This is a genomic window from Cytobacillus oceanisediminis (assembly GCF_004366035.1).
Classification (GTDB): Bacteria; Bacillota; Bacilli; order Bacillales; family Cytobacillaceae; genus Cytobacillus; species Cytobacillus oceanisediminis_C.
In genome coordinates, this window is record NZ_SOEE01000001.1 from 152,118 (window position 1) to 170,773 (window position 18,656).

Annotated in this window: 18 protein-coding genes and 1 riboswitch; of the genes, 9 read left to right on the forward strand and 9 right to left on the reverse strand. The window is 40.7% G+C overall.

Annotated features, from left to right (window positions below; all coding sequences use genetic code 11):
- Positions 1 to 12: 12 nt before the first annotated feature.
- The 7 genes from DFO72_RS00800 to DFO72_RS00825 all read right to left on the reverse strand — a co-directional run bounded on the left by DFO72_RS00800 (position 13) and on the right by DFO72_RS00825 (position 9,010).
- Positions 13 to 762 (reverse strand): nucleotidyltransferase domain-containing protein, encoded by a 750-nt coding sequence (locus tag DFO72_RS00800; RefSeq protein WP_113884621.1) that lies wholly within the window; start codon positions 760 to 762, stop codon positions 13 to 15.
- 28 nt (positions 763 to 790) lie between these two features.
- Positions 791 to 4,453 (reverse strand): dynamin family protein, encoded by a 3,663-nt coding sequence (locus tag DFO72_RS00805; RefSeq protein ID WP_113884620.1) that lies wholly within the window; start codon positions 4,451 to 4,453, stop codon positions 791 to 793.
- Positions 4,454 to 4,965: 512 nt separating this feature from the next.
- On the reverse strand, positions 4,966 to 5,529 hold the full coding sequence (locus tag DFO72_RS00810; RefSeq protein WP_113884619.1) for an isoprenylcysteine carboxyl methyltransferase family protein: 564 nt from the start codon (positions 5,527 to 5,529) through the stop codon (positions 4,966 to 4,968).
- A gap of 4 nt (positions 5,530 to 5,533) precedes the next feature.
- Complete coding sequence (locus DFO72_RS00815; protein ID WP_113884618.1) at positions 5,534 to 6,616, reverse strand: type III polyketide synthase; 1,083 nt, start codon at positions 6,614 to 6,616, stop codon at positions 5,534 to 5,536.
- Between the two features lie 232 nt (positions 6,617 to 6,848).
- Positions 6,849 to 6,995 (reverse strand): hypothetical protein, encoded by a 147-nt coding sequence (locus DFO72_RS29210; protein WP_166672399.1) that lies wholly within the window; start codon positions 6,993 to 6,995, stop codon positions 6,849 to 6,851.
- Between the two features lie 105 nt (positions 6,996 to 7,100).
- Positions 7,101 to 8,411 carry a nucleobase:cation symporter-2 family protein gene (locus DFO72_RS00820; RefSeq protein WP_113884617.1) on the reverse strand — a complete coding sequence of 437 codons (1,311 nt, stop codon included), beginning with the start codon at positions 8,409 to 8,411 and terminating at the stop codon, positions 7,101 to 7,103.
- Positions 8,408 to 9,010, reverse strand: a complete 603-nt coding sequence (locus DFO72_RS00825) for a xanthine phosphoribosyltransferase (protein WP_113884616.1) — start codon at positions 9,008 to 9,010, stop codon at positions 8,408 to 8,410. The genes DFO72_RS00820 and DFO72_RS00825 overlap by 4 nt, the downstream gene beginning before the upstream one ends.
- 154 nt (positions 9,011 to 9,164) lie before the next feature.
- Positions 9,165 to 9,266: riboswitch (purine riboswitch) on the reverse strand.
- A gap of 359 nt (positions 9,267 to 9,625) precedes the next feature.
- On the opposite strand from DFO72_RS00825, the gene DFO72_RS00830 reads away from it, so the two are divergent.
- From DFO72_RS00830 to DFO72_RS00840, 3 genes are read left to right on the forward strand one after another with little or no spacing between them, the layout of a single operon-like run.
- A complete protein-coding gene (locus tag DFO72_RS00830) occupies positions 9,626 to 9,775 on the forward strand; it encodes a cytochrome c oxidase subunit 2A (RefSeq protein ID WP_113884615.1) in 150 nt (49 codons plus the stop codon).
- A 21-nt stretch (positions 9,776 to 9,796) separates the two neighbouring features.
- A complete protein-coding gene (locus tag DFO72_RS00835; RefSeq protein ID WP_113884614.1) occupies positions 9,797 to 10,273 on the forward strand; it encodes a cytochrome c oxidase subunit II in 477 nt (158 codons plus the stop codon).
- Entirely contained in the window at positions 10,273 to 11,928 is a 1,656-nt protein-coding gene (locus DFO72_RS00840) for a b(o/a)3-type cytochrome-c oxidase subunit 1 (RefSeq protein WP_113884613.1), read from the forward strand. Before DFO72_RS00835 ends, DFO72_RS00840 begins: the two co-directional genes overlap by 1 nt.
- Before the next feature lie 387 nt (positions 11,929 to 12,315).
- Here the strand turns inward: DFO72_RS00840 and DFO72_RS00845 are convergent, their stop codons facing one another.
- Both DFO72_RS00845 and DFO72_RS00850 read right to left on the reverse strand, forming a co-directional pair.
- Positions 12,316 to 13,236 carry a DMT family transporter gene (locus DFO72_RS00845; RefSeq protein WP_113884611.1) on the reverse strand — a complete coding sequence of 307 codons (921 nt, stop codon included), beginning with the start codon at positions 13,234 to 13,236 and terminating at the stop codon, positions 12,316 to 12,318.
- Between the two features lie 65 nt (positions 13,237 to 13,301).
- Complete coding sequence (locus DFO72_RS00850; protein WP_113884610.1) at positions 13,302 to 14,813, reverse strand: carboxypeptidase M32; 1,512 nt, start codon at positions 14,811 to 14,813, stop codon at positions 13,302 to 13,304.
- 305 nt (positions 14,814 to 15,118) lie between these two features.
- Between DFO72_RS00850 and DFO72_RS00855 the strand changes: the two genes are divergently transcribed.
- The 6 genes from DFO72_RS00855 to DFO72_RS00875 all read left to right on the forward strand — a co-directional run bounded on the left by DFO72_RS00855 (position 15,119) and on the right by DFO72_RS00875 (position 18,643).
- Positions 15,119 to 16,279, forward strand: coding sequence for an MFS transporter (locus DFO72_RS00855; RefSeq protein ID WP_113884609.1), 1,161 nt, complete (start codon positions 15,119 to 15,121; stop codon positions 16,277 to 16,279).
- Positions 16,280 to 16,285: 6 nt separating this feature from the next.
- On the forward strand, positions 16,286 to 16,426 hold the full coding sequence (locus DFO72_RS29215; RefSeq protein ID WP_166672400.1) for a hypothetical protein: 141 nt from the start codon (positions 16,286 to 16,288) through the stop codon (positions 16,424 to 16,426).
- Between the two features lie 205 nt (positions 16,427 to 16,631).
- Positions 16,632 to 16,874 carry a DUF2249 domain-containing protein gene (locus DFO72_RS29815; protein ID WP_243856037.1) on the forward strand — a complete coding sequence of 81 codons (243 nt, stop codon included), beginning with the start codon at positions 16,632 to 16,634 and terminating at the stop codon, positions 16,872 to 16,874.
- On the forward strand, positions 16,871 to 17,077 hold the full coding sequence (locus DFO72_RS00865) for a DUF2249 domain-containing protein (protein ID WP_113884607.1): 207 nt from the start codon (positions 16,871 to 16,873) through the stop codon (positions 17,075 to 17,077). Before DFO72_RS29815 ends, DFO72_RS00865 begins: the two co-directional genes overlap by 4 nt.
- A 13-nt stretch (positions 17,078 to 17,090) precedes the next feature.
- Positions 17,091 to 18,332 (forward strand): hypothetical protein, encoded by a 1,242-nt coding sequence (locus tag DFO72_RS00870; RefSeq protein WP_113884606.1) that lies wholly within the window; start codon positions 17,091 to 17,093, stop codon positions 18,330 to 18,332.
- 11 nt (positions 18,333 to 18,343) lie between these two features.
- Positions 18,344 to 18,643, forward strand: coding sequence for a metal-sulfur cluster assembly factor (locus DFO72_RS00875; RefSeq protein ID WP_113884605.1), 300 nt, complete (start codon positions 18,344 to 18,346; stop codon positions 18,641 to 18,643).
- Positions 18,644 to 18,656: the final 13 nt, after the last annotated feature.

Genomic DNA, 18,656 nt, shown 5'->3' on the forward strand with positions numbered 1-18,656 from the left:
CTCAGAATGATTTTAAACTTTCAGCAGTTCCCAAAGCCATTCATTCAGTCCGGATACTTTACCTTTTCCTTTAGGCATTGATTCACCGGCTTTATAAAGGACTTCCCTTTCTGACTCCAGTGTCTCAGCTATTTGATTTGCTGAATGCTCCTGAATAAGATCCCCGCTTTGTTTTGCATGAGCCAGGGTCTGATAAAAGCGGGCAATTTCATCCTCTTCCTTCAAGCAAAAGAGACCTGTATACAAAAAGTCTCCGTTTATACTGCTTTGCTGAAGCAGCTGCCTTGAAATGAGGCAGGCTCTTAACGCTTGAATTAGCAGCTTCTGTTTCTTAATTGTAATTCCCTCTTTTTTAGCCGCTTCCCCAAGATTGCGGGAAAATAGCTGGGTGTAATGCTGGAATAACTTATATCGTGAGAACTCTTTTTCTGCGATACTCCTTAGCCTATTTGAAAAGCCATCCTTATCCTTGTAGATAATGGGTGAATATGCCCATTCGAAAATACTTGGATTGGATTTTTGCATAAGGTCAAATGCTTTAAAAATATCCCAGCCGTGAACATCATAAGGGGTATCTGCATCAATAACCTCTTTTGCACGTTCAAGGGAAAGATATGCTTTCAGATCCTTATGTTTAAAGATAAAGCGGATATCATAATCTGATTCCGCATCATCTGTCCCCCAGGCCCTGCTTCCTGCTTCACATGCAAAAAGGATGTCAATATTGTATTTTTCTTCAGCAGCGGAAAGCCATTTTTCCATAAGAAAAGCAGCAACCTTTCAATACCTATTATTCGTACTGTGCAATGTTCCTCTCAATCTCTTTCAGCTCTTCAATTGGGAAATCATCTTTTAAAGCAGCCGTAATTCCTTCATAATATTCATTGTTCTGTTCATTCAATGAATTGAGCAGCCGCTCAAATTCAGCCTTCAGCAGGCTGCTGTAATGGAATTTTAGCCTGGTGCTTTCGGCTTGCAGGTAACGGTCTGCAGGCTCCTGCAGGTTCCTCTCCAGTTCATCCGCTAAATGCTTGCGTTCATTCTTTTCAAAAAACGTTTTTGGATTTTTGAAGTAGGATAGAGCTTTTTTAAATTGATTCGGGTCTGCATTGGAAAAGGCTGAATCAAATTCAATACTTTCCATTTTTAGCGGCTCATATGAGCTAAAAGACAAATCACTATTCACATTGGCAGCTCTTTTCGAAATAGCCTCCTGCTGCTGACCGATCAGCTTGGATATATAGGATTCAAGCCTTAGCGTTGTTGCACGAAGCTCCTGGGCAAAATCAAATCCAAAGCTGGCAAGGAATTCTTCAATAGCAATTTTAAGCATTTTCTTTAAATTCCGGCCATCATCCTTCAGGACTGAAGGGTTGAAAGCCTCCTTGACAAAGTCAAAGAAACGCAGAAATACTCTTTGCTTGATGTAAAAGACAAGCTCATCCGTTTCCTGTTCAAGCCTTTGGGACAGCAGTTCGGATTTTTGTCCACGGATAATCTCAGCAACCATTTGATGCTCTTCCTCAAGCTGTTTCAGCTTTTCAAACCTGACCTCTTTATTTTCCTGTGAGGAAGAAATGTAAGACCTCAGCTGGGCTAATAGGCGCCTCCACTCTGTTTCTGCTGACGAAATGGAAATATTTAGCAATTCTTGATTTATAAAGGAGTAAAAGCTTTTTTCAAATGAGCTGATATTGGAAACTTCCTCTTTGCTGTTATCCAGCTTCTCAGCCAGAGCCTGAAGGCTTGAAATGCCAGACAGATGCGGCCGGCGGATTCCGTATTGCACGAGCTGCTCTTCAACGTACTCTAATACCGAATCCTTTTCTTCTTCATTGTTGGCAAGGTCAATGGCATTGACGATAAAGAACATTTTATCAAGGGAGAAGGTATCCTTGACCCTTCCAAGCTGAATAAGAAACTCTCTATCGGCTTTCGAAAAGGCGTGATTATAATAAGTGACAAAAAGGATTGCATCCGAATTTTTTATATATTCAAATGCGACCCCGGTATGCCTTGCATTAATCGAATCTGCCCCAGGTGTGTCAACCAGGGTAATTCCCTGCCTTGTCAGTTCACAATCAAAGTAAACCTCTATCGTCTCAACGAAGCATGATTTTTCCTCATTGGCAACATAATCCCGAAACTCTTCCAAATCAGCTTTTATGACTTTCCCAAGCTGATCTGTGAAGAAATCAAAACCTCTCATAAATGCTTTAAGAAATGCAAAGTGTGTCTTCTCATTCGCATCGAAATCCTGGTTTTCCCCAGTGATCTTCTTAATCGCTGCAGCAGCATCGCTGAAGTTTCCTGCAGAATAATCAAAGACCTTCAATGAATGATTGATATCATTTAAGAGAGTCTGTGAATCCTTTACTTTTACAAGAACGGTTCCATGCACATTTTCTGCCGTAACAGGTTTAATTTTGTTGATTGCAGCTGTCGTCGGATTTGGTGAAACCGGAAGCAGTTTATTCCCGATTAAAGCATTGGCAAAAGAGGACTTCCCTGCACTGAATGCACCAAAAAGGGCAACTGTGAATTCTTTGCTCTCAAGCCTTGAAGCTTTATCTGCCAAATCAGCTGCAAGCTTTCTGAAACCTGGGATATCTTTTACTGCATTAGCGGTGAATTGAAGCTTTTCAATAACAGGCTGAACGGAAACCGCAGGAACAGTTTCCCCTGTCTGCTCTTCCTCAGCAGATTTTTCAGATTTCTTGATCACCTTTTCCTTCTCAATTTTATCTTCATGCAGGAAAACAACTTCAGCTTCATCGGCATCTTCCGCTGCAAGCATTTTGGCTTGCTCCTGAAACTCATCATAAGCAAAGTTACCTGTCAGATAGACTTTCATCTCGGCAGATGCCTTAATTAATTTTTCACTGAGAGCTTTAATTGCATTAAGGGCTTCAGCATAGGCAGTAAGCTTGCGAATTTCATTTTCCAATACCGTTTGATCCTGGCTGTTAGTTTCTTCAAGCGCTTCCAGAAGTGCATCTTTCAGGAAAGCTGCGTTCTTTTTGGCAATTCTCTTTACAGCCTCTGCGGTATCGTTCGTATACTGAAGTACATAATCTCCTGAAAACATGGCGCCGGGCTTTACTGTTTCGGCTAAAACGGCTGGTTCAAAGGAAAGCTTGAAGCTCTGAACTTGTGCCAGAATTTCTGAGTCATGGATATTATGCTGCTTGAACTGCTGTAAAAACAGCTCTTTTATATGCCATTCCAGCTGAGACTTAACCTTTTCGGAAAAATCCTGATAAAAGCGGTCAAGCCGCACGGACCTTTCCTGCTCCGTTTTCTGCTTGCTGAAAAATAGGCCAATTTTAAACGAAGGCTGGCACGACTCAAGATAAGATTCAGCCAGTTCCCTCGTCTGGAAAGGCATTAAATAAGCGTTTTTTAAAATCTCATCAATCTTTCCGGTTAACTCAATATCTGCTTCATGTATGGAAGACTTTAGCTTATTCAACTGCTTCTCTAACTCTTGCAGCCTGTTTCCGAGCTGATCCCGTTCATCCTGATCTAAATCAGCCAGTTTTTCTTCCCATTTATCTTTTTCAGCTGCATGTGCGTCTCCTAAAAAGGCCAGATGATCCTCTGTTAATTTCTTTAAAGAGTTAAAAACAGATTGTGGCAGAAGCTCTTCACGGTTATCAATGCTGCTGTTTATAAAATCCTGAAGTGCCTTAAAATCGTTTGCCTGGTGATTTTCGTCTTTTAAGGTGGTGTAAAAAATCCGCGCAGGCTTTACTCCCCAGGATGCAAATGATTCCTTTACGCTTTCTTTAAATTGTTCAAAGCTGAGCTCTTCATCCCGATGTTTATCAATTTGATTGATAACAAGATAAACTTCTTTTCCTGCAGCCGCCAGTTCTTTTGTAAAAAGAAAATTTAATTCCGACTGGACATGATTATAATCCATAACATAAAAAATGAGGTCAGCCAAATGAAGAGCAGACTCCGTAGCAATTCTATGCGCATCATCTGTAGAATCGATTCCAGGTGTATCCATAATTACTGCCTTCCTGGGCAAACTGGTGGCGGAATGGCTTATTTCAATGGAATGAATTGAATCGCCATCCTTGCAATAGGATTTTACCTGTCCGTAATCATAAGGAGCAGGATAAAGCCTTGGCTTTCCTTCCTTAAAAATTACTTTTGCATAATCTTCCTCACCTGATTTGACTTTTACCAGGTTGGCACTTGTTGGAATCGGCGAGGATGGGAGAAGGTCCTCTCCTGCAAGCTTGTTAATCATGCTCGATTTCCCAGCAGAAAAATGTCCGCAAAAAGCAATGGCAAATTCCTGGTCTCTTAGCTTAATTAAGAGATCTTTAGCTCTTTTAGCTGTCTGGCTATCCCCATTTCTCTGGGCGAATGTATATATAGCAGTTATTCTGTTCATTAATTCAGTTTGCTGCAATCCTGGTTGCAAAATCGTGTCAGCCATTTCCAATAATCCCCTTGTAACTTTAATTTACTTCCTATTTTAAATGATTTTCGTTTATTTTCCTATATAAGATGGTTTATTCTTTGATTTTTCTAATATTTCTCAAAGGAAATTAATCTATTTAGGTTTTAGCTTACTAATATTTTAGGATTAATTGATTTGTTCTCACCTCAATTTTTTTAATTCATAATATTTCCCGCAGTTACAATCAGCTCAGTGCATAAATTTTTTTAGCCTCTAAGAAACAATCCTTCTTTAAAAAGTCGTTAATAAAACAAAAACCAGGCATCCCGCGCCTGGTTTCAAAAATGACTATTATCTTGTATGTGGTTTAGCTACGTTATTTAATACATGTTTCATAACAAGCGAGTAGGCAGCAATTGTACCTGCAACAAATAGAATTGTCATATGTAGCAACACCTTCCTGTTGGAATGATATTGAGAATAATTTTCAAATTCAATTAGAAGTTTATCACGAACGATAATCATTTTCAATAGGGATATAAATATTGTCAAACTTTTTTAATATCTCTATTCAGACCAGGTCTTATTCGTAAAAAAGCTTCTTCGTATTCTGTCAATTCTTTCAGTGCTTTTTCTTCGGCTGGTATCCTGACCGAAAGTACCATTATGTTTAGCAGGGTATATACAGCGGCTGTGATGTAAGCCTGAAACATTAAAGGTATCACGAGAAATTCAGCAGCTACAATTACATAATTAGGATGCTTTATAAAGCGGTATGGCCCCCTTCTGACGACCTTGGCCCCCGGCAAGACGATAATTTTGGTATTCCAGTATTTCCCTAAAGAGAACAGTGCCCATACTCTTCCTGTCTGGGTAAGAATGAAAAGAATCAGAAGAATGGGCCAAATAGGGGACGGGCCTTTTTCAAAGATGGATACTTCAAGCAGATAGCAAATAAAAAAGGAAGCGTGAACTGCAACGATCCAGGGATAGTGCCGCTGGCCAAATTCCAGTGCGCCCCGGCCTTTCATCCACTTTTCATTATTTCGAGCTATAGCAAGCTCTGCTGCCCTCTGCAAAATAATGATGGAAATAAATAGTTTGAACAGCATATTTTCACTCCCATTCCAGCAGCAGTAATTCGGAGCTAAATCCAGGGCCGAGGGCTGTTGCAAGCCCGGTATCTCCCTTTCTGCCGATCTCCATAAACCTTTTCAGCACGTAAAGAATGGTTGCTGATGACATATTCCCGAACTCCTTTAATACATCAAGTGAAATTTTTGTCATATCAGGATCGAATTGCAATGCTTTCTGATAAGCATCAATGACTTTTTTCCCGCCAGGATGGGCAACAAAATGGCTTATTTTTTCCATTTCCATGCCCTTTCCCCTTAGAAATTCCGTTACATTCGGCTTCAGCCAGCCCTCTATTATGGATGGTATATCCTTTGAGAAAACCACATATAAACCCTCATTCTTCACTTCCCATCCCATTACATCCAATGAATTGCGCATCGTTGTTGATTGGGTTCCCAAAATTCTTGGAATGGATGACACCTTTTGAAAATCCCTTTGGACTTCATCACCCGTTATCAGCGCACATGCTGCACCGTCAGCAAAAAGTGAGGTCCCGATAAGATTGCTCTTTGACCTGTCATTGCGCTGAAAGGTCAAACTGCATAATTCTATGGTTAAAACCAGTACTTTAGCTTCTGGGAAAGCCAGGCAATATTCATAGGCTCTTGAAAGGCCTGATGCGCCGCCTGCACAACCCAGTCCCCACATCGGTATTCGCTTCGTATGTTCTGAAAATGGAAGATTATTCATGATTCTTGCTTCAAGGCTCGGTGTGGCGATTCCTGAGCTTGAGATAGTAAAGATGGCATCGATTTCTTCGCATTGGAGATTCTTGCTCAGGAAAATGTCATTCTCCAGACAGCATTTTATTGCCTTTGTTCCCAGTTCAATAGCCTGTTCAATGTAAGCATTGTTTCGATCTTCAAATGATTTATCTGTTTTAAACCATTCAAGTCCCTTTGCGAAGTGGCGCTTCTCAATTTGGCCGTTGTGGAAAGCTTTCAATAGGCGTTCAATATCCTTAAAGGATTCTGAGAATAAATCTCTGGCAAAATCCATTACCTGATCCTGTGTCAGAACATGTTCAGGTATTGCTTCTGCAACTGATACAATTGCTGGCATACATGACTCTCCTCCGCTTGCTTTCTTTTATTTTTTCCAAATAAAAGCAATTTATGTTTCAAAATTGGATAATCAGGCAAAAAAAAGCTTCCCCCATTAGGAGGAAGCAATGTGTTTTGAAGGAGTTGTTGTGCCTCTTTATTATAAAGGAATAGCTAAATGAATAGCATTACTAAATCTTTTCCAATTAGCTCTAGGGCCCTTTTAAAAAAAGGGCTGGCCCATGGCATAGTTATTCTGATGCATCCAATCCAATATTGGTTTTGTGATGCTTTTGTACTTCTATATATATTTTTTTCGTAACCAGGATACCGCAAGCAGTACAAACCTCTTCTTCATTATATAAAAGCCGGCAGTTATCACAATAATATTTCTCCATCACATTCCACTCTCTTTCTTGCGAGAAACAATCGCTTCGGAAATGTAAAATACCGATAGAATATTATATTGATTGCCTGAATTATTGTGATTGCCGCAAGAAGAATTATGAAGCCTTCTGCTCCGCAAAAGATGCAGGATGTACTGCTTTTTTTCCTTTAGCAACATTAAATACGATATTTAAAAGAATTGCCGTCACACTGCCAGCCACTATACCGTTATCAGTCAGGATGCGTACACTGGAAGGCATTTGCGCGAATAGTTCAGGAACCGCTGTTACTCCCAATCCCATCCCGACAGAGCAGGCAATGATTAATAAATTTTCCTGAGATGAGAACTCTACTTTGCTGAGCATTTTTATTCCATAGGCGACTACCATACCGAACATGGCTACCATTGCGCCTCCTAAAACGGGAGTTGGAATAATGGTTGTCAATGCACCGATTTTCGGAACCAGCCCAAGCAGTACAAGAAAAGCTCCTGCTGTATATATGACATTTTTTGTTTTAACACCTGACATCTGAAGAAGTCCGACGTTTTGCGAATATGTTGTATATGGAAAAGCATTAAAAACAGCACCAAGGATGATTGCAATTCCTTCGGCACGATAACCATTTGACAGATCTTTTTCTTCCAATTTTTCTTCACAGATGTCACCAAGGGCAAAATAGACGCCTGTAGATTCAACTAAACTGACCATTGCTACGAGAATCATAGTAAGGATCGCTGTCACCTCAAATGTCGGCATGCCAAAATAGAAAGGGGATGGCATATGAAACCAGGAAGCTTCCCCAACAGCAGAGAAATCTACCATGCCCATGAAAAACGCCGTAATGGTGCCGGCAGCCAGCCCCAGCAAAATGGCAATCGCTCGAACAAAGCCTTTAAAGAATCGGAATAGTACTATGATGAACAGCAAAGTTCCAAAAGCCAATGCTATGTTCGTCAGGGAACCAAAGTCAGGGCTTCCCTCACCTCCAGCCATATTATTCATTGCAACAGGAATTAACGTAATCCCTATAATGGTAACTACAGATCCTGTTACAACAGGCGGAAAAAATTTAACTAGTTTTCCAAAATACTTTGAAACAGCTACAACGAAAATACCAGAAACCAGAATAGACCCATAGATAGCAGGTATTCCATACTGACCTCCGATCGCAATCATCGGTCCAACGGCCGTAAATGTGCAGCCCAGAACAACAGGAAGGCCAATCCCAAAAAATTTGCTGCGCCATACTTGAAGAAGTGTTGCAATTCCGCACATGAATATATCTATGGAGACTAGATAAGTAAGCTGTTCACCTGTTAAGCCAAGTGCACCTCCTACAATCAACGGTACAATTACCGCACCTGCATACATGGCAAGGACATGCTGAATTCCCAAAGATGCAATTTTAAGCGGATTCTGATTCATCGTATCAATTCCTCCATATTCTTTGCTGTTTTATCAAAGCTGATGGTGCCTTTTTCAAGTGAGTCAATAATAGCTAAGGACTCGACCCGGAATCCCCTTTCCCTTAACAGCTGACCGCCATTTTGAAAGCCTTTTTCGATAACGATTCCAATCCCTGCAATTCCTGATCCCGCTTTTTTTGCTATATCTGCAAGACCTATTGCAGCCTGTCCATTCGCGAGAAAATCATCGATTATAAGAACATTATCTTTTTCTGATAGATATTTCTTTGAAACAGAGATTTCACTTGTTTCTTCCTTAGTAAAAGAATAGACAGAGGCTGTAATCAGATCATTTACCAGAGTGAGAGATTTTCTTTTTCTCGCAAACACAACTGGAACATTCAGATGGAGCCCCGCCATTACAGCTGGCGCAATCCCCGAAGATTCCAGAGTCAATATTTTTGTAATTCCGCTGCTGGAGAATCTATCTGCAAATTCTTTGCCGACTTCATGCATTAGCTGAGGATCTATTTGGTGGTTCAAAAAAGAATCCACTTTTAAAACTGTCGGCGATAAAACAACCCCTTCGCTCTTTATTTTTTCTATAAGCATATCCATTTTGCATCCTCCTCTATGATAGATAGCCTTCAATTACTCATTCCAGCCATATAAAAAGCCTGAAGCCCATCGCATTCACAACATAAAAATGAGTGAAGCAATGGCCTTCAGGCTAATGATCTAAGCTGCAGGCAAACAAGGATGACTAAAATCGTCCTGTACATTGCTCACTCATAGTCGGATCATTTACGGTAACCCGGTAGAAACTTGCGAGCCATATCCTCGCGATTATATGAGTGAATGTTATTAATTTATTAACATTATAACATCATTTACTAATACTTCAATCAAAACTTTAACTAAATACGAACTAAACAATATATTATCAGAAAATTGTTCGCTAATCTGATAATTCACCCTCTTCCGTATGTTTCATGCAAATAATTAGCCTTTCTTCTGAGGCTCAATTAAACCTTCACAGTTTTTTCACAATTTACAGGAGTTTTTTGTGACATAAATCACTTAAATATCAATTTTTCACTATTATCATAGTGTTTAAGTTACGAATGAACAATTTGTGAATTCACTGAAAGCATCTAGAATCTTCCTAAATGTTTTGTATTATGAAAGTGTAATCATTTACTTTTTCCAAATATTCGAAAGGAGTGAAGGACAATGGCGAAAACGGAACTCAGCCGAAAAACAAAAACTGAAATAGAGGATAGCTCTTCCTTAAAGGGAACGCTAGCTTCCGTTTTCTTATTAGGATTCTTCCTGATCATTACATGGGTAGGTGTTTATTCATTATTTATCAGCCGCTTTTAGAGTTAGAAAGGGGAAATAGCCATGCATATGCATAAATTTGAAAAGGCCTGGCTCACTTTTGGAATCGGATCGCTGCTTGTTTTTTTAACAGTCTTGGGAGTCAGCGCATTTTACCTGGGCAATCAGCCCCCAAGCTGTTTGGCAACAATCGACCCTGAAAAGGTCGATACTACCGCTCCATTTAATGAGCCGGGACTGAAAAAAGTAGAAGGGAAAGATTGGGATTACGAATTGGTATACGTAGCATCTGCGTTTTCCTATAGCCCAGCTGAAGTGGAGGTTCCATATGGTGCTAAAGTGAAAATTATCGCAACAACCAAAGACGTTGTCCACGGTTTCGAAGTTGCAGGATCAAATATTAACATGATGCTTGAACCCGGATATATCAGTGAACATGTTACAACATTTGATAAAACAGGCGAATACTTAATTGTATGTAATGAATATTGCGGTGTTGGTCACCACATGATGTCGTCTAAAATTAAGGTGGTGGAATAATGTTTAATCCTTCAGCAAAATTAAAAGTTGACCGCCGTGACGGAAAATTGGCAATGGCTCACTTTTTCGTAGCATTTACAGCTTTAGCAATAGGCGGCCTTGCTGGTTTATTGCAGACTTTGGTCCGCTCCGGTAAATTTGAGCTTCCAGCAGGCATCGGGTATTACCAAATTCTCACGGTTCACGGTGTTGTACTGGGACTTGTACTAACTACCTTTTTTATAATGGGCTTCCAAATAGCAGCAACAAGCAAAACATCAGGAACTCTTACCAATAAACAGCGAATTGCCGGCTGGACCGGTTTTTGGCTGATGACAGCAGGAACTGTTCTTGCAGCTGTCATGATCCTGTTGAATGAAGCTACTGTTCTTTATACTTTCTATGCCCCTCTTCAGGCACATGCATTGTACTATATTGGTTTAACACTTGTTATAGTGGGAAGCTGGATTGACGGGGCAGCCATCATTATGAAGTATGCAGAATGGAGAAGAAAAAATCCGGGGCAGCCAAGTCCGCTATTAACCTTTATGTCATTGGTCAACACGATGATGTGGATTGTGGCAACAATTGGTGTAGCGTCTACTGTTCTTTTCCAGCTTCTTCCTTGGTCATTGGGGTTTGTAGAAACAGTAAATATCGGAGTCAGCCGTACTCTATTCTGGTATTTCGGACATCCGCTTGTTTACTTTTGGCTATTGCCCGCTTACATGGCCTGGTACGTTGTAATTCCTAAAGTCATCGGCGGAAAGATTTTTTCTGATTCATTGGCACGAATGTCTTTCATTTTATTCCTGCTGTTCTCAATCCCTGTCGGATTTCACCATCAATTAATGGAGCCGGGAATTGACCCAGCATGGAAATTCTTACAGGTTATCCTAACATTCCTGGTGGTCATTCCATCTCTTATGACTGCATTTTCTCTTTTTGCCACTTTTGAAAGCTTTGGACGTTCCAAAGGAGCCACAGGATTATTCGGCTGGGTAAAAAAACTGCCTTGGGGAGATGCGCGATTTACTGTTCCTTTCATCGGGATGGTTGCCTTTATCCCAGCGGGTGCAGGCGGTATCGTTAATGCGTCCCACCAGATGAACCAGGTTGTTCATAATACGATTTGGGTAACCGGCCACTTTCACTTAACAGTGGCAACATCTGTAGTACTTACATTCTTTGGAGTTTCTTACTGGCTGATCCCTCATCTTACAGGAAGAATATTAACAAAAGCGATGAATAAATTAGGGATCATCCAAGCAGTTATCTGGGCAATCGGAATGACATTCATGTCTGGTGCCATGCATGCTGCCGGTCTTCTGGGAGCTCCGCGCCGTTCATCATACTCTGAATATGGCGGAGCAGCACAAGCAGCAGAATGGATTCCATACCAGGTTGCACAGGCAATCGGCGGTACTATCCTATTTATAGGCATCATCTTAATGCTTTATATCTTCATAAACCTTGCCTTTTTCGCACCAAAGGGAGAGCAGGAATTCCCTGTCGGAGAAGCTGCTGATGAAGCCGAAAAAGCTCCAATGGTATTTGAAAATTGGAAGCTTTGGCTTGGAATTACGGTTGTTCTTATTCTATTTGCCTACACCATTCCATTTATAGATTTAATTCAAAATGCACCTCCCGGGGCTAAAGGATATAAGCTTTGGTAGAAAGGAAAATCGGAAGCGCCTTGCCCATGAAGGAGCACAGACTGAGAACGCCACCTCCTGTGGCAACGTCTGCATGACCCACATCCTCCCAAAAGCTGTCGCTTTCGGTCGTGTGATGTTTATGCTGACGAAGCCTTCCTTGTCCTCTGGCCTCAAGCACAAGACGGGCCTTTCCGAAAAGCGTTCTTTGCCTTTTTGGGAGGCGATTGCCCAGGGACGACAAGCATAAGATGAGCCCTGCAAGAAGGTGCACTTTCCTTCTGGAAGATATCGCCTTATGTCTCGAGTCCCTGGGAGCCTCAACTAGTCAAGCTTGTGACCTCGAGGGGGTAGGCGCTGGACTTATTTTAAGAAAATAACACTCCGTTACGAGAAGGACGGAGTGTTTTAGTGTTCAAGCTTGCTTGAGTCATCAACCATTCCCGCATTTTTCCTTCTTGCAGGCAAATTCACAATAATTACCGAACTGAGTATCAGCAAAGCACCAGCAATCTGGACTGCACCGAGACTTTCCCCATAGAGTGTTACTCCCAGAAGCATGGCCACGACTGGTTCAACTGTAGCGATAACAGCCGCTTTACTTCCATCCGTTTTTTCTAGTCCCCATGTATATACAAAATAGGCGAGAACCGTAGGCACAAATCCAAGACCTATACTAAGAAGCAAAACCTCAGTGTTTAAAAAGATTTCAGCTTTTGTCCATAGTCTGGTTACCGGGATTAGAAATACCGATGCAATCAGGAATGTATAAAGCGTAACTGTAAACGGATGATATTTTCTTAATGCAAATTTTCCGAATACCGTATAAAGCGCATAGCCAAACCCAGAACCCAATCCCGTCAGAATTCCAAACAAAGTGATATCACTACTGCCTGCTGTTACTCCGGCAATTAGAATGCAGCCTAAAATTGTGCCTGCCACAGCTGCAATCTTTCCCAGATTTATTCCTTCCTTTAAAAACAAGTAAGATAATATAGTAACAAATGCTGGAGCTGTGTAAAGCAAAACGACAGCCATTGATATGCTGATTTGGTTCATTGCTGTGAAATAACAATAATTAAAAAAGACAATGCTTAGTATTCCGGTTCCGGCAAAAAGTCTGATGTCAGAGGCAGATTCCAATTTAAAGCAGTTCCGGAAACGCATAATTCCTATAAGGACAAGAAATATTGCTGCAAAGAAAACTCTCGCGGCCACAATTTCCATAGCCGTCAATCCATATTCTCCGAGCCCTTTAACAAATACAGCAATAATTCCCCATAGACTTGCTCCTAAAGCAATCATTATGAATGGAAGTATTTTCTTCATTATTTCTCTCCAAGAAGTAAGAGGATGGCTGAGGCCACCCTCTTACTCAAATTATTAAAAACTATCTATTTCAGCTGATACACCTTACCGTACTTATCATACAGATAGTCAATTAAATGCTGGGCATTCAATCCTTCCCCAGTTACGTCATTTAAGATTTCAAGCGGTTTTTTCATTTTGCCGAACTGGTGCACATTTTGGGTAAACCACTCTTTGATTGGAAGCAAATTGCCCTCTTCAAGTAATTCATCATAGTTTGGCAAATCCCTTAACATGGTGTTTTTAAGCTGTGCTGCGTACATATACCCTAAAGCGTAGGAAGGGAAATAACCGAAGCTTCCTCCAGCCCAATGAACATCCTGCAGAATTCCTGCTCCGTCATTTTCAGGCTTTAATCCCAGGTATTGTTCATATTTTTCATTCCAGATTGCAGGAAGGTCTTTAACTTCAATTTCATCATTGAACAAGCCCTTTTCAATTTCATATCGGATGATGATATGAAGAGGATATGTTAATTCATCTGCTTCAATACGGATTAAAGAAGGCTTTGATTCATTAATGGCACGATAAAAGGTATCTATTGGCACATCATCAAATTGACCGCTGGCATATTCTTTAAGAAGGTCATAATTCCTTTTCCAGAAAGAAAAATGTCTTCCAACAAAGTTTTCATAAAATAATGACTGTGATTCATGAATTCCCATGGATGTTCCAGAGCATAGCGGGGTTCCCACCAGGTCGGGAGAAATATTTTGTTCATACAAAGCATGCCCGCCTTCATGAATCGTGCCAAATACAGCAGTTCGGAAATCTGTTTCATCATATTTGGTTGTCACCCGGACATCACCAGGATTTAAACCGGTTGCAAAAGGATGAACAGTCTCATCCAGGCGTCCTGCTTTAAAGTTATAGCCCATTTGTTCAAGTACTTTAAGGCTGAAATCCCGCTGTTTGTCCTTGGCAAAGTGTTCAAATAAAAAGCTGGTGTCCGGTTTATTTTGTGATTCGGAAATTTGGTGAACCAGAGGGACAATTTTTTCCCTCAGCTGCCCAAAAACCTGATCAAGTGTTTCAACAGTAACACCAGGTTCATACATATCCAGCAGAGTATTATATTTGTTACCTCCATATCCCCAATAAGAAATGAATCGTTTATTCATTTCAACAAGCTTTTCCAAATATGGCTGGAACATCTCGAAATCCGATCTTGACTTTGCATCTTCCCAAATGCTTTCAGATTTGGATTGCAGGATGACATATTCCGTATATTCCTCTGCAGGAATTTTTTTATTCCGATCATAATCCTTTTTGCATTCTTCAAGAGTTTTCAATGTCACTTCTGTAAGATTTTCCTGGCCTGAAAGTTTCGCTATGTATGCAGCCATTTCCTCAGAAGTAGACATTTTGAATACTTCTGAAGAGATCATTCCAATCACTTCGGAACGCTGTTCCAGACCCTGCTTGGGTGCCCCTGTCCGCATATCCCAATACATCAGCCCGATGGCTTCATTATATGCCGTCATTTTTTTGACATAATCAAGGAATTGCTGTTCTGTCTGTTTAAATGATTCTGCCACAATTTTACCCCCCTATATAAATCTTTTACATTATCATTTTATCATATTTTTCTGAAAAGGCAGTCAACATAATCCTTTTCCCTTTGCTGTTTTTCTTTTTAACCTGCCGGCCAAAGAGTTATAATGGTGGAAAGTGAACTAACCATAAAGTGAAACTTCAATTAGCGGGGCGCTTTACCCCGCTGATTGTTAGTTGAACTTATCGGGCCCTTACGGGCAGTTGGCCCCCACTTATCCTCTTTTGATTCCTCTGAGTCATAAAGTGAAGGTCTTACTGCCCGTTGGACGCGAGAAAGTGAGATAGCATGAAATATTTGATTTACTTCATCATAATTGCAGCATTTATTGATACCTTTTCCCAGCTTCCTATAATGAGCCCTTTTGCCAAAACCTTTGACTCTTCACCAGCCTTTGTGGGATTAGTTGTTGGGATGTATTCCTTCTCGAATATGATAGGCAATATTTTAGCCGGCTATTGGATTGATAAAAACGGAGCAAAAAAAGTTTTGGTCTCGGGCCTTTCCTTAACTGGCACCATTTTAGTCCTGTATGTATTTGCTGAGACACCTTTGCATTTAATTACAGTAAGATTTTTTCATGGGTTATTTGGCGGCTTTCTGGTACCTGCAGCTTTTACAGTCATCGCAGACCGCGGAAAATCAGACAAACAAGGCAAGAAAATGGCTGTATCAGGCGCTGCTGTTGGCTGTTCTGCCATTATCGGGCCTGCTTTTGGCGCTGTGGTTGCTTCCAATTACAGCATTAACTGGGTCTTTTTAATTATAGCAGCAACGATGATCAGCAGTGCAGTCCTCGCCTTTGTGTTTTTGCCCTCAGGGAATCTGAAAAAAGTTAAAGAAGAAAGCTCTCATTCTGAAAAAATGCTTCCATTATTAAAGAGTCCTATGCTCGCAGCAAGCTATTTAGGAGCTTTTTCACTCATGTTTGCCCAGGGAGCACTTGCTTATCTTCTTCCCCTTCAGGTAGAAGCTCTGCAATTTGATTCGATGTACAGCGGGATCTTATTAAGCACATTTGGAATAACTGCAATCCTTATTTTTCTGCTGCCCATTAATAAAATTTTTGATACATATAAACATCACAATAGCATGCTTTCAGGAATGCTGATTATTGGAATTGCTCTCATTCTGCTGAGCTCAGCTTATTCTCTTGCATTCATGTTTTTATGCATGGTTCTATACGGCACCGGGTTTGCTCTTTTATTCCCTTCCATTAATGCCCTTATAGCCAGCCATACAACTGAAAAAACAAGAGGAAAGGCGTTTGGCCTCTTCTATGCCTTTTTTTCGTTAGGCGTTGTAGCTGGCTCCACCCTATTAGGTTTATTGGGAGTAACTTTCAATATAGGTTTCTTGATCGCCGCAGCACTTTTACTGCTAACGGTATGCGGGATGTTCATATACTTTAAAAAGCGAAGTTCCCAATTATTAAAGAGCCAGGAGTGACCGAAAATGAAAGAATTTGTTGGCAGCTGCTCTGTTTGCGGCAAAGACCTATTCTGTCTTGATGGATTCTTCAACGGAGTCCAAAACGAAAAAAATGAAACAATCTGTTTTAAATGTATTGAAGAACAGGAAGAATCCGCAGAGTAAGCATCTGCGGATTTTTTTGTTCCAATGAATTTTTTATAACTTTATAATGCCTTATGAAAAATGTTCTTCCAAATATGATATATATCACTTATTTGAAAAGATGCCGCTGTTAAACTTAAAGCAATTAATAACTATTCTCACTGCAATTGATTCACTGTTATTGGCAACTAATTTAATCTATCAGCCAATTAAAGGAGAGATCAAAATGGAAAACAAAGTCGTTGAACTTGATGTAAGAGAAGATATAAAAAACAAATTGGAGCCGTTTCAGAAAATCATGTCTGCGGTATCGGGACTGGATGCCGAAGATGTTTTTATTCTGCATGCCCCATTTAAGCCCATCCCTCTTTTTGGAATATTAACGGCAAAAGGGTTTGAATATAAAGCTGAAGAAATTGACAAGAAGCATTGGAAAGTGATCTTTACTAAGAGAGGGGCGTCAAAATGAAGCTGGATAACCGGGGGCTGGAGCCGCCGCAGCCGATGCTGAGAACACTTGCAGCTCTTGAAAGCCTTCCAGAAGGAGAAACCTTATCAATCATTAATGACAGGCGGCCCATGTTTCTTTATGAACAGCTGGATGAAATGGGTTGCAGGCATATAACTGCCGAACAGGAAAATGGAAGCTTTTTAATAGAAATTAAGAAATAAGCAGGTGATCCCAATGCTCGGCAATACAAAAAATGAGACCAATATCAAACTTCCATTTTCATTTATACTTTTCAGCCTGCCCTGTTTAATAGGTTCTATGGCCCTCATTCTTTTTCAAGGGGATTCCATCATTAACAGCCAATTTCGTGTACCCGCAATTTGGTCAGCCGCTCATCTGTTTATATTGGGATGGGCGCTGATGACAGCAATGGGAGCCATGTATCAGCTCGTTCCAGTGGCCTTTCTAACACCAATATGGAATGAAAGGTTTGGCTTTATCCAATTTGCAGTTACTGCCTTTGGAATATTATTTTTTGCTCATAGTTTATTTCATAATCCAGAGAGCGCACTGGTGCCTGGGCTTATTACTTTAACAGGGATCTTAATGTTTCTGCTGCAAATGTTCATGACTTTAAGGAAACAGGCGAAGCCCAATGTATTGACTCTTTTCGTGGGAACTGCACTATTTAGCCTGTTAACTGCAATTCTATTGGGAATCATTATGGTCTTCAGCATGAAAACCGGATTTATTTCTGATTATTATCAAGCAGTCTTTAAAAGCCACATACTGCTCGGAACAGCGGGCTGGTTTACCCTCTTGATTTTTGGATTTTCCTATAAAATGGTTCCCATGTTTTCCTTGTCTCATGGCTACAGCATGAAGCCGGCCAAATACGTCTTTACGTTTTATGCAGCAGGGCTGTCTGCGGCAGTTATTTCTTTTTTCACAGAAAAAAACTCGCTTCTTACCATTGCATTAATGTTTCTGGCAGGCGGATTTGCATTCTTCACCTGGCACATGCTGCAAATCCTGAAGAGAAGAGTAAAGAAAAAGCTTGATTATTCATTCCGCTTTGCTCTCCTCGCAATACCTGCAGGACTGGCCATCCACCTGGGAGCTTTCTTATGCTCTCTTACCGGCAGCTTTGAAAGTACTATTGGATATCTGGCATTTGCATACCTCCTGCTTTGGGTAGCATTGAGCATTATGGGTTATTTATTTAAAATTATTCCATTCTTATGGTGGACTTGGAAATACAGCAAAGAGATCGGCAAACGCAATGTACCTTCGCTCAAGGAAATGATGAATGACAAGGCATCCATTCCGGTTCTTTCCGCTTTCATTCTCGGTATACTCAGTATGACAGTCTCCATTGCAAATGAACACATGGTCATGTTCCTATCCGGCCAGATTTTAACGGTTGGCGCAAGCCTTGTTTTCTGTTATTTAATTATTTCTGTTATAAAAAAATAGGAGGAATGAACATGAATCCAGAAGAATTAGTTCTCAGCAATCTAAAAAGAGTTATGGATCCTGAATTAAATATAAACGTGGTTGATTTAGGACTTATTTACGATATTGATTTTTCCGGAGATGGCAAGGCAGTTATTACCATGACCCTGACAACACCCGGATGTCCGCTCCATGACAGTATCATCAGCGGAGTGAAATATTGCATTGAAGATCTGAAGCAATTTTCTGCTGTTGAGGTTAACCTTGTCTGGGAGCCTGCATGGACCCCTGCACGTATGACACCTGAAGCAAACCAGCTTTTGAGAGGTTAACACAAAGGCAGTG

Excerpts from the sequence above, each read along its gene's own strand:
- DFO72_RS00800 (WP_113884621.1), bottom strand. The coding sequence starts at position 762 with ATGGAAAAATGGCTTTCCGCTGCTGAAGAAAAATACAATATTGACATC.
- DFO72_RS00805 (WP_113884620.1), bottom strand. The coding sequence starts at position 4,453 with ATGGCTGACACGATTTTGCAACCAGGATTGCAGCAAACTGAATTAATG.
- DFO72_RS00810 (WP_113884619.1), bottom strand. The coding sequence starts at position 5,529 with ATGCTGTTCAAACTATTTATTTCCATCATTATTTTGCAGAGGGCAGCA.
- DFO72_RS00815 (WP_113884618.1), bottom strand. The coding sequence starts at position 6,616 with ATGCCAGCAATTGTATCAGTTGCAGAAGCAATACCTGAACATGTTCTG.
- DFO72_RS29210 (WP_166672399.1), bottom strand. The coding sequence starts at position 6,995 with ATGGAGAAATATTATTGTGATAACTGCCGGCTTTTATATAATGAAGAA.
- DFO72_RS00820 (WP_113884617.1), bottom strand. The coding sequence starts at position 8,411 with ATGAATCAGAATCCGCTTAAAATTGCATCTTTGGGAATTCAGCATGTC.
- DFO72_RS00825 (WP_113884616.1), bottom strand. The coding sequence starts at position 9,010 with ATGGATATGCTTATAGAAAAAATAAAGAGCGAAGGGGTTGTTTTATCG.
- DFO72_RS00830 (WP_113884615.1), top strand. The coding sequence starts at position 9,626 with ATGGCGAAAACGGAACTCAGCCGAAAAACAAAAACTGAAATAGAGGAT.
- DFO72_RS00835 (WP_113884614.1), top strand. The coding sequence starts at position 9,797 with ATGCATATGCATAAATTTGAAAAGGCCTGGCTCACTTTTGGAATCGGA.
- DFO72_RS00840 (WP_113884613.1), top strand. The coding sequence starts at position 10,273 with ATGTTTAATCCTTCAGCAAAATTAAAAGTTGACCGCCGTGACGGAAAA.
- DFO72_RS00845 (WP_113884611.1), bottom strand. The coding sequence starts at position 13,236 with ATGAAGAAAATACTTCCATTCATAATGATTGCTTTAGGAGCAAGTCTA.
- DFO72_RS00855 (WP_113884609.1), top strand. The coding sequence starts at position 15,119 with ATGAAATATTTGATTTACTTCATCATAATTGCAGCATTTATTGATACC.
- DFO72_RS29215 (WP_166672400.1), top strand. The coding sequence starts at position 16,286 with ATGAAAGAATTTGTTGGCAGCTGCTCTGTTTGCGGCAAAGACCTATTC.
- DFO72_RS29815 (WP_243856037.1), top strand. The coding sequence starts at position 16,632 with ATGGAAAACAAAGTCGTTGAACTTGATGTAAGAGAAGATATAAAAAAC.
- DFO72_RS00865 (WP_113884607.1), top strand. The coding sequence starts at position 16,871 with ATGAAGCTGGATAACCGGGGGCTGGAGCCGCCGCAGCCGATGCTGAGA.
- DFO72_RS00870 (WP_113884606.1), top strand. The coding sequence starts at position 17,091 with ATGCTCGGCAATACAAAAAATGAGACCAATATCAAACTTCCATTTTCA.
- DFO72_RS00875 (WP_113884605.1), top strand. The coding sequence starts at position 18,344 with ATGAATCCAGAAGAATTAGTTCTCAGCAATCTAAAAAGAGTTATGGAT.